This is a genomic window from Stenotrophomonas sepilia, assembly GCF_003244875.1.
Taxonomy (GTDB): Bacteria; Pseudomonadota; Gammaproteobacteria; order Xanthomonadales; family Xanthomonadaceae; genus Stenotrophomonas; species Stenotrophomonas sepilia.
Genome location: NZ_LXXZ01000013.1, coordinates 133,070 through 141,896 on the forward strand (window position 1 = coordinate 133,070; position 8,827 = coordinate 141,896).

Genomic DNA, 8,827 nt, shown 5'->3' on the forward strand with positions numbered 1-8,827 from the left:
GGCGTCCTGTGCACGACCTGAGAGAGAGAGAGCTCGCCATGACTTCACGCACCACCGCACTGGGGCAGGCCATCCGCTACGCCCTGGCTACCACTGCAGCGCTGGCAGCGCTGCCCGCGTTTGCCCAGGAAGGCAGCAACGCCAACCCGACCAACCTCGACCGCATCGAGATCACCGGCTCGCGCATCCGCCAGGTGGACGTGGAAACCGCACAGCCGGTGTTCGCGATCAGCCGCAACGACATCGAAAAGCAGGGGTTCAGCTCGGTTGCCGACATCCTGCAGAACGTCACCGCGATGGGCAGCCCGACCATCAGCCGCGCCAATGCGCTGACCGCAGGCGAGAACGCGGGCGGCACCTACATCGACATGCGCAACCTGGGCACCCAGCGCACCCTGGTGCTGGTCAACGGCAAGCGCCTGGGCATCAGCACGTCCGGCTACCAGGACATCTCCACGCTGCCGGTGTCCGCCGTGGAACGCATCGAGGTGCTGAAGGACGGCGCCTCTGCGATCTATGGCTCCGACGCCATGGCCGGTGTGGTGAACATCATCACCCGTTCCAATGTCACTGGTGTGACTGCCAACGTCTACCACGGCCAGTACAGCCAGGGCGACGGTGCACGCGACCGCTTCGACGTGGTCGCCGGCTGGAGCAATGAGCGCGTGTCGTTGACCCTGTCGGCCGAGCATGCCGAAGAGAAGGGCGTGTGGGCGCGCGATCGCGGCTTCAGCAAGTACGGCATGACCGATCGCCATCCTTACGACAGCAGCAACTGGACCACGATCAGCCAGTACGGCCAGTTCACGGGTCTGCGCGGCCCGGGCTGTACCGCCACTGCGGGTTGCGGCTATTCCCTCAACCGCGGCGCGGATCCCACCAACCCGGCCAATTACCACCTCACCGATACCACGCCTTTCACCGGTGACGTGAGCAACGCCAACGACCAGATGCATGTGATGTATCCGGTCAAGCGCGACTCGGTCTATTTCGACGGCCGCTTCAAGATCACCGACAGCGTCAACTTCCGCACCGAGCTGGGCTACAACAAGCGTGAGTCCACCCGCCAGATCGCGGGCTATCCGCTGCAGTCGAGCACCGCCGGTGTCGGCTCGATGTCGATCAACAGCTACTTCAACCCGTTCGGCCGCCAGCACGGTTACGCCAACCCGACCGCCGTGGCCTGGAACCGCCGCACCTGGGAAGTGCCGCGCGTGACCACCAGCGAGCTGAAGACCTACCGCGCGGTGGCGTCGTTCGACGGTTCGTTCGAGATCGGCAGCCGCTACTTCGACTGGGAAGTGGGCTACCAGTACAACCGCAATGAGCTGGAATCGGTGGCCACCGGCAACCTGCACAAGGGTCGCGTCGCCGGCGGCGTCGGCCCGTCGTTCTACAACGCCGCCACCGGCAAGGTACAGTGCGGTACTGCAGCTGCACCGATCTCCTATGACGTGTGCAAGCCGTGGAACCCGTTGGTGCCGTATGGCACGACGGCTGCCGATGGCCTGTACGGCAACGAAGAACTGCAGGCGTGGCTGTTCCCGGAAGAGATCACCAAGGGCCGCACCACCTCCAAGAACTTCTTTGCCAACATCGCTGGCAGCATCGTGACCCTGCCGGCTGGCGATCTCGGCTTCGCCTTCGGCGTGGAAAGCCGCAAGGAAGAAGGCAAGTACACCCCGGATGCCCTGGCCCAGACCGGCGCTACCACCAACCTGGCCGCAGGCCCGACCGGCGGTGACTACACCGTCAACGAGGCCTACCTGGAAGTGAACGTTCCGGTGCTGGCCGACCTGCCGGGCGCGAAGGAACTGAGCTTCAATGGCGCAACCCGCTTCTCGGACTACAACACCTTCGGCAACACGCTCAACAGCAAGTTCGGCTTCAAGTGGAAGCCGATCGACTCGCTGATGGTGCGTGGCACCTGGGCCGAGGGCTTCCGTGCACCGACCATCAGCGACCTGTTCGGTGGTGGTTCGGAGACCTTCGCGCAGTTCAGCGATCCGTGCGACACCCGTTTCGGTTCCTCGGCCTCCAGCGCCGAAGTCCGTGCACGTTGCGCACGCGACATCGCCAATGCGAATACCTTCCGCCAGCTGCGCCAGGGCGGCACCCCGGTGAACACGTCGACGGACGCAACCCCGGTGCCGTTCACCTCCGGGTCCAACCCGCTGCTGACGCCGGAAACCTCGACCAGCAAGACCCTGGGCCTGGTCTGGAGCCCGAGCTTCATCCAGGGCTTCAACGCCTCGCTGGACTGGTGGAAGATCCGCATCGACAACACGATCATCGCCGACACGCCGACCCAGATCCTGCAGGACTGCTACGAGTCGGGCATCGAAGCGCGCTGCTCGCGCTTCCAGCGTGACCCGGTGACCGGCATCGTGACCAACCTGAAGTTCGGCAACCGCAACGCGGGCTTCATGGAAACCGAAGGCTACGACCTGGACGTGAGCTACCGTCTGGACACCCGGTTCGGCAAGTTCAACGTGAACTCGGCCACCACCTACGTGTCCAGTGCGACCTACCGCACCTCCAACGACAACTCGATCGTTCCGATCGTCACCAACGGCATCGGCAGCGCCTTCCGCGTCCGTTCCAACCTGGTGCTGGGCTACGAGCGGGGCAACTTCGGCGCGAGCTGGACCGCGCGTTACTACTCGGGCGTGAAGGAAACCTGCTCGAACATCGCGCTGTACCCGGACGAATGCTCGGATCCGGGTGTGTATGCACCGTGGTACAAGGGCGCCCGCAACTACAACGAGCGTGGTGCGGTCACCTTCCACGACGTGCAGGTGCGTTACTCGCTGCCGTGGGATGCCACCGTGTCGGTCGGTGCCAACAACGTGTTCGAAAAGACCGGCCCGATCATGTACAGCAAGCCGAACTCGGCCTTCTCGTACTACGGTGGCTACGACATCGGCCGCTTCGTCTACATGAAGTACCAGCAGCGCTTCTGATCCATCGCGCTGTGACATGAAGCACCAGGACCACGGCCCTTCGGGGCCGTGGTTTTTTGTTGGCCGCAGCGCCCCTTCGGTGGCCGGCGCCCCCGTCATCTGACGGTCGCAAAGCGGTCATGTCGGCTACATCGCCAGGCCCGAGCATGCCGGAAACCGGGAGGCCCGCCATGCGCTATGCCATCGTCACCGAGACCTATCCGCCGGAAGTCAACGGCGTCGCCCTCACCGTACAGGGCCTGGAGCAGGGTCTGCGTGCAGCCGGACACGAGATCGACCTCGTCCGCCCCCGCCAGTCCACCGAAGCGCTGGATTCGGCACCCGGCACCCTGCTGGTTCCCGGCGCTGCCCTGCCCCGCTACCCCGGCCTGCGCTTCGGCCTGCCAGCCCCGATCCGGCTGGGCCGCCATTGGCAGAATCAGCGTCCGGATGCGGTCTACATCGCCACAGAAGGTCCACTCGGCTGGTCGGCACTGCGTGCCGCACGTCGCCTCGGCATTCCGGTGGCCAGCGGCTTCCACACCCGCTTCGACGAGTACTTGCCCGACTATGGCGTGGCATGGCTGCAGGCCGCGGCCATGCGCTGGATGCGCCGCTTCCACAACCAGGCGGACGCTACCCTGGTGCCGACCCGCGAACTACAGCAGTTCCTCGGCGAACAGGGCTTCGAACGCGTGCGCCTGCTGGCCCGTGCGGTGGACAGCCAGCAGTTCGATCCAGGCCGGCGCGACCCTGCACTGCGCGAGGAATGGGGCGTGGATGGCAACGGCCTGGTGGCGATCCATGTCGGCCGCATTGCTGCCGAAAAGAACCTCGGCCTGGCGGTGAAGGCATTCCGCCGCCTGCAGCAGATCCGGCCCAAGGCACGCTTTGTATGGGTGGGTGACGGCCCGGCCCGCGAGAAGCTGGCACATGAAAATCCCGATTTCATCTTCTGTGGCATCCAGCGCGGCGATGCGCTGGCCCGCCACTTCGCCAGCGGCGATCTGTTCCTGTTCCCCAGCCGCAGCGAGACATTCGGCAACGTGACTCTGGAAAGCATGGCCAGCGGTGTGGCCACCGTGGCCTTCGACTACGGCGCCGCGCGTGAGTACCTGCGCAACGGCGAGAACGGCGCAGCGGTGGACAGCGACGAGCAGTTCATCGAGGCCGCCGTGCAACTGGCCGCCGATGACGCGAAACGCCACGAACTGGGCGGCAATGCCTCACGTGCGATGAAGCGATTGCATCCACAGCAGGTGGTGGCCGAGTTCGATGCGTTGCTGGCCGAGCTTGCGCAGTCGCGGAGGAGCGGCCATGCGCACCACGCCGCTTGAACTGCTGGCAGGGCGCGAGGCGCGCTTGTGCCGGCGGGCGAACCACTACTGCCGGCGCCGCCGCGTGCGCCGCCTGTTCTCGGCCATCAGCCGTCTCGGCGATGGCGTGTTCTGGTATGTGCTGATGGCTGCGCTGGTGGTGCTGGATGGTTTCGATGGCCTGCGCGCCTCGGTGCACATGGCCGCCACCGGCCTGGCCGCATTGCTGCTGTACAAGGGCCTCAAGCGCTGGACGCGGCGTCCGCGGCCTTACGCGGCCGATCTTCGCATCCGCGCCTGGGTGGCACCGTTGGACGAATTCAGCTTCCCCTCCGGGCACACCCTGCACGCAGTGTCGTTCACCATCGTCGCACTAGCCTATTACCCCTGGCTGGCACCCTTGCTGGTACCGTTCACCCTCGGTGTCGCGCTGTCGCGGGTGGTGCTGGGCCTGCACTATCCTTCCGACGTGCTCGCTGCCACGGGCATCGCCGTCCTGCTGGCTTCGGCCAGCCTGACCTGGCTGCCGCTGCCGGTGTAGCCCAGGGATCAGATCGCTTTTCCGCCGGAAATGCGATCCGACCGCGCGACTCCCGCGGCGCTACCATCATCATTGATGGCCTAGAATGCAGGCATGACCACGTTGTTCATATCCGACCTGCACCTGGACCCCAGCCGTCCGGAGATCACCGACCTGTTCCTGCGCTTCCTGCGCGAGCAGGCGCCCGGCGCCGATGCGCTGTACATTCTCGGCGACCTGTTCGAGGCCTGGATCGGCGACGACACGCCCTCTCCGGCCGCCGATGCGGTGGCCGATGCGTTGAAGGTGCTGTCCGACAGCGGCGTGCCCGTGTACTTCATCCGCGGCAACCGCGATTTCCTGCTTGGCGAGGACTATGCGCGCCGTGCCGGCCTGCGCATCCTGCCCGACCCGTGCGTGATCGAGCTGTACGGCCGCCCGGTGCTGCTGCAGCATGGTGACCTGCTGTGCACCGATGACATCCCCTACCAGCAGTTCCGTGCGCAGACCCGCGACCCGGTGTTCCAGGCGCAGTTCCTGTCGCAGCCGCTGGCCGCACGCATCGCCTTCGCGCAGAAGGCGCGCGAGGCGAGCCAGGCCCGCCAGTCGGAAATGAAGCAGGGCGATCGCGCGCAGTTTGAGACCGTCACCGACGTCGCCCCGTCCGAAGTCGATGCAACCTTCGTCCGCCACGGCGTGGACACCATGATCCATGGCCATACCCACCGCCCGGCCATCCATACGCTGCAGGCCGGCGGCCGCGACCGCACCCGCATCGTGCTCGGCGACTGGTACGAACAGGGCTCGGTGCTGCGCGTGGATGCCAATGGCTGGTCGCTGGATACCCTGCCCCGCGGGTAATTCCCGCCGGCAGGAAATCCGCGGCCGCACAAGGCGGCCGCGGACAGTACAGACTCAGCGGAAGGCCGCGATGGTGGCCTTGGTGTTGACCAGCACGCGCTGGTTGTCAGCGGTACTGGCATTGCCCATCGGGATGCCGTTGTAGCTGATGTTCGGGTTGGACCAGTAGTTCAGGCGCGGGCAGCTGCGGGTGCAGTTATAGGCCATGATCGTGCGCCAGCCGGTGCCGCTGGACGGCTCATAGCGGTAGCCGTGGCCATAGGCGTAGGGCGATGTGCTCGGGTCGGTGGCGATGTCATGCCGCGCGCTCTGCAGGTGGCCGATCTCATGCGCGAATGAGTAGTAGCCGGTCGCGCAATCCCAGTACACCGCCGCGAACGCCGTCGACGCGGTCGAGCCGATCCCCGAGGCCAGGCCGCAGTAGGCACTGTTGTTGATCAGCAGCACGCCGACATCGGCCGCGGTGGTGTTGCGGCTGGTGTGGATGCTGTCCATGTAGCCGTCGCTGGTGCCACGGAAACGCGACAGGTCGGTGGTGAAGTTGCCAGACTCGCTGTAGCTGGTGGTCTCGTAACCGGCCAGTTGCAGCGTCAGGCCGACGTTGCTGTTGCCGTAGCCCTGGTTGGACTCGGCCACCGCCAGCTGGACCAGCGACTGCATGTTGCCGCCATAGGCGGCGACGGCGGCATTGGTCGCCACCACCAGCACACGGATGGTCGCCGGCGTACCGGACGATGCCTGCGCGATGCCGATGCGATCGTTGTTGCCCATCGGGATCTTCGGCAGCTGGTTGTAGTCGGCCGGATGGTCGGCCGGCATCCGCGATTCATCCACTTCCACCAGCACGTGGCGGTTGCCCAACGGGCGCAGGCGATACAGCTTTCCATCCTTGCGGATCGAGCCGGTGACGGTGTCGCCCGAGCGCACCAGGATCAGCGAATTGCCGGGGTCGTCCTGGCCGTTGGAGGTGGCCGCGGTCAGTTTGTCCGAGGGCGAACGGAACTGGCCGTACCAGATGCTGCCGCCATCGGGCAGTGCTTCGACCTTGCTGCGCACCGCCTGCACCCGCCGGCCGAGCAGTTCGAATTCCAGCTGCGGTTGTGCAGTAGCTGCTGCATCGACACGCACTTCCTGTACCGTCGCCGTGGACGGGGTGGCCAGCAGCTTGCCCAGCGCGGGCTCGCTGTTTGCCGATGCGCGGCTGATGACCGTCACCGGCTCGAACAACGGTGCCGCATGTGCGACCGCTGCCACCGACAAACCCAACACCAGGCCACCTGCCGCTTTGCCAATCGATCTGGACAACATTGCGTCGCTCCTTGAATGATGTGAACAGCGTTGATGCAGCACGACCCGGTTTGCCGGGTCTGGTCATATGGCCTGCGCGGGTCGTGTGAATTCAATAGGCGAGAGAAGTGAAAATCAGGATTTGTGATCGACCGCATCTGGGTTAAGTAAGGTCAAAAGCGTTACTACACGTCGCCAAGACACCGCTTTCGCGCTACCGTGACGCAGCCACGACGGGGAATGCACATGGCACCATCGCAGGACACGGACGAAGAGGTCGGCTTGCTGCGGATCGGGCTGTTCTTCGATGGCACCCGCAACAACGCACACAACCTGGCCCGTGGCAGGCCCCAGCTGCCGCAACCGCGCCCGGCGCAGCTGCGTGCGGATGACGATTCGACCTACCAGAGCCGGTTGACCAGCAGCTACGACAATGGCCTGACCAACATCGCCCGCCTGCAGCAGCTGTACCCGGACAGCCGCAGCGGGACATCGGCGGCCCCCTCGCTGTCGATCTACGTGGAAGGTGTCGGTACCCGCGATGACGCCGACGACGACCTGATCGGACTGGCGTTCGGCATTGGCGCCAGCGGTGTGCGCGCCAAAGTGCGACGCGCGCTGCAGGTGCTGCTGCCGGCAGCACTGGGTGCACTCGCTACGCGCTGGCAGCGACCACTGCGTGGCGTGCAGCTGGATCTGTTCGGCTTTTCACGGGGTGCGGCCGCCGCGCGCGATGTGGCCAACCAGTTGCAGGCCTGGGATCGCACCCGCTGGCGGCAGCTGTTGCAGGCCGCTGGCCTGTCCTGCACAACGGACTTCGCCCCGGCCGCTCCGCCGCTGCGCTTCATCGGCCTGTTCGACACGGTGGTTGCGGTCAGCGGTGGCCGCACCGACGAACAACCTCATCTCGCGCTGCATGCAGGCGTTGCCAGGCAGGTGCTGCAACTGAGCGCGCGTGACGAGCATCGCCAGCACTATCCATTGACCAGCGTGGCGCCAACGTTCACCGAGATCGCCCTGCCCGGCGTACACGCCAACATCGGCGGCGGCTACAACCAGCTCGAAGAAGGGCCCAAGCTGCTCAGTCGCCCGCGCCGGCAGCTGCTGCGCCGCCCGAGCGTGGCCGAGTACCAGACGCCACCGCTGGCGATCCTGCAGGCGACCACGGCCTACGCCGAGGCACAGGCCGACGCCGAGCGCTGGCGGCAGCAGTTGGGCCTGGACGAAAAGGAAGTCTGGGTGGATGTCTGGCACCAGTGGCAGCAACAGCGTCGCGCCGGCAGCCGCAGCGTAGTGCTGTCACCGGTGCTGTACGTGACGGCGGCCGTGGTGTTGCGCCGGCGCATCGACTGGCGCTACCAGCTGATCGCGCTTCAGGTGATGCAGCAGCATGCCATCGATGCCGGCGTGCAATGGACGGCCAATGCCAACGCAGTCCCCGACTGGGAACTGCCGTCGGCCCTGCAACCGATCGCACGACGACTGGTGGCCGGACAGCCACTGACGCAAACGCAGGAGGCGCTGTTGCGACGGCGTTACCTGATGCAGTCGGCGCACTGGAACTTCGACGCGCTGGGCGACACCGCACTGACCTACGCTGCCGACGCCGGCGTCAGCGAGCTGCCGTACCGGCCGGGCCCCGGCCTGTTCTACATCAACCGGCCAACGGTGGATGGCAAGCGCGTGGTACTGCCGAACGCATGAAAAAGGGGACGGAGGGATCAAGTCGTTTTGGCACAAACGACTTGATCCCTCCGTCCCCTTTTCTTCAACCGGCCTGCTCGACCAGGTTGGCGAGTTCGTCCGCATCGAATCCGGCCAGCAGGCGCGCTTCCATGTTGAACGGCCCGTGCAGGTAGCCGCCGGCGTACTCCACCAGCAGCTCCTTGAAACGCTGTCTT

At 65.7% G+C, this 8,827-nt stretch carries 6 protein-coding genes and 1 pseudogene; 5 read left to right on the forward strand and 2 right to left on the reverse strand.

Annotation, left to right across the window (positions count from 1 at the left end; genetic code table 11):
* The first annotated feature begins 38 nt into the window (after window positions 1–38).
* The 4 genes from A7X97_RS01620 (at window position 39) to lpxH (ending at window position 5,639) form a co-directional block, all read left to right on the forward strand.
* Entirely contained in the window at window positions 39–2,963 is a 2,925-nt protein-coding gene (locus tag A7X97_RS01620; RefSeq protein ID WP_111007531.1) for a TonB-dependent receptor domain-containing protein, read from the forward strand.
* Between the two features lie 170 nt (window positions 2,964–3,133).
* Window positions 3,134–4,279 carry a glycosyltransferase family 4 protein gene (locus A7X97_RS01625; RefSeq protein WP_111007532.1) on the forward strand — a complete coding sequence of 382 codons (1,146 nt, stop codon included), beginning with the start codon at window positions 3,134–3,136 and terminating at the stop codon, window positions 4,277–4,279.
* Window positions 4,260–4,799 (forward strand): phosphatase PAP2 family protein, encoded by a 540-nt coding sequence (locus A7X97_RS01630; protein ID WP_065185789.1) that lies wholly within the window; start codon window positions 4,260–4,262, stop codon window positions 4,797–4,799. Before A7X97_RS01625 ends, A7X97_RS01630 begins: the two co-directional genes overlap by 20 nt.
* Window positions 4,800–4,892: 93 nt before the next feature.
* On the forward strand, window positions 4,893–5,639 hold the full coding sequence (gene lpxH, locus A7X97_RS01635; protein ID WP_072169156.1) for a UDP-2,3-diacylglucosamine diphosphatase: 747 nt from the start codon (window positions 4,893–4,895) through the stop codon (window positions 5,637–5,639).
* A 54-nt stretch (window positions 5,640–5,693) separates the two neighbouring features.
* Here lpxH and A7X97_RS01640 read toward each other — a convergent pair whose 3' ends face one another.
* A complete protein-coding gene (locus A7X97_RS01640; protein ID WP_111007533.1) occupies window positions 5,694–6,947 on the reverse strand; it encodes a M12 family metallo-peptidase in 1,254 nt (417 codons plus the stop codon).
* Window positions 6,948–7,172: 225 nt separating this feature from the next.
* Between A7X97_RS01640 and A7X97_RS01645 the strand changes: the two genes are divergently transcribed.
* Window positions 7,173–8,630 carry a DUF2235 domain-containing protein gene (locus tag A7X97_RS01645; RefSeq protein ID WP_111007534.1) on the forward strand — a complete coding sequence of 486 codons (1,458 nt, stop codon included), beginning with the start codon at window positions 7,173–7,175 and terminating at the stop codon, window positions 8,628–8,630.
* 64 nt (window positions 8,631–8,694) lie between these two features.
* Here A7X97_RS01645 and A7X97_RS01650 read toward each other — a convergent pair.
* Window positions 8,695–8,827, reverse strand: a pseudogene (locus A7X97_RS01650) (ferritin-like domain-containing protein); the annotation flags it as partial.

Coding starts and splice junctions, on each gene's coding strand:
- A7X97_RS01625 (WP_111007532.1), top strand. CDS start 3,134: ATGCGCTATGCCATCGTCACCGAGACCTATCCGCCGGAAGTCAACGGC.
- A7X97_RS01645 (WP_111007534.1), top strand. CDS start 7,173: ATGGCACCATCGCAGGACACGGACGAAGAGGTCGGCTTGCTGCGGATC.
- A7X97_RS01620 (WP_111007531.1), top strand. CDS start 39: ATGACTTCACGCACCACCGCACTGGGGCAGGCCATCCGCTACGCCCTG.
- lpxH (WP_072169156.1), top strand. CDS start 4,893: ATGACCACGTTGTTCATATCCGACCTGCACCTGGACCCCAGCCGTCCG.
- A7X97_RS01630 (WP_065185789.1), top strand. CDS start 4,260: ATGCGCACCACGCCGCTTGAACTGCTGGCAGGGCGCGAGGCGCGCTTG.
- A7X97_RS01640 (WP_111007533.1), bottom strand. CDS start 6,947: ATGTTGTCCAGATCGATTGGCAAAGCGGCAGGTGGCCTGGTGTTGGGT.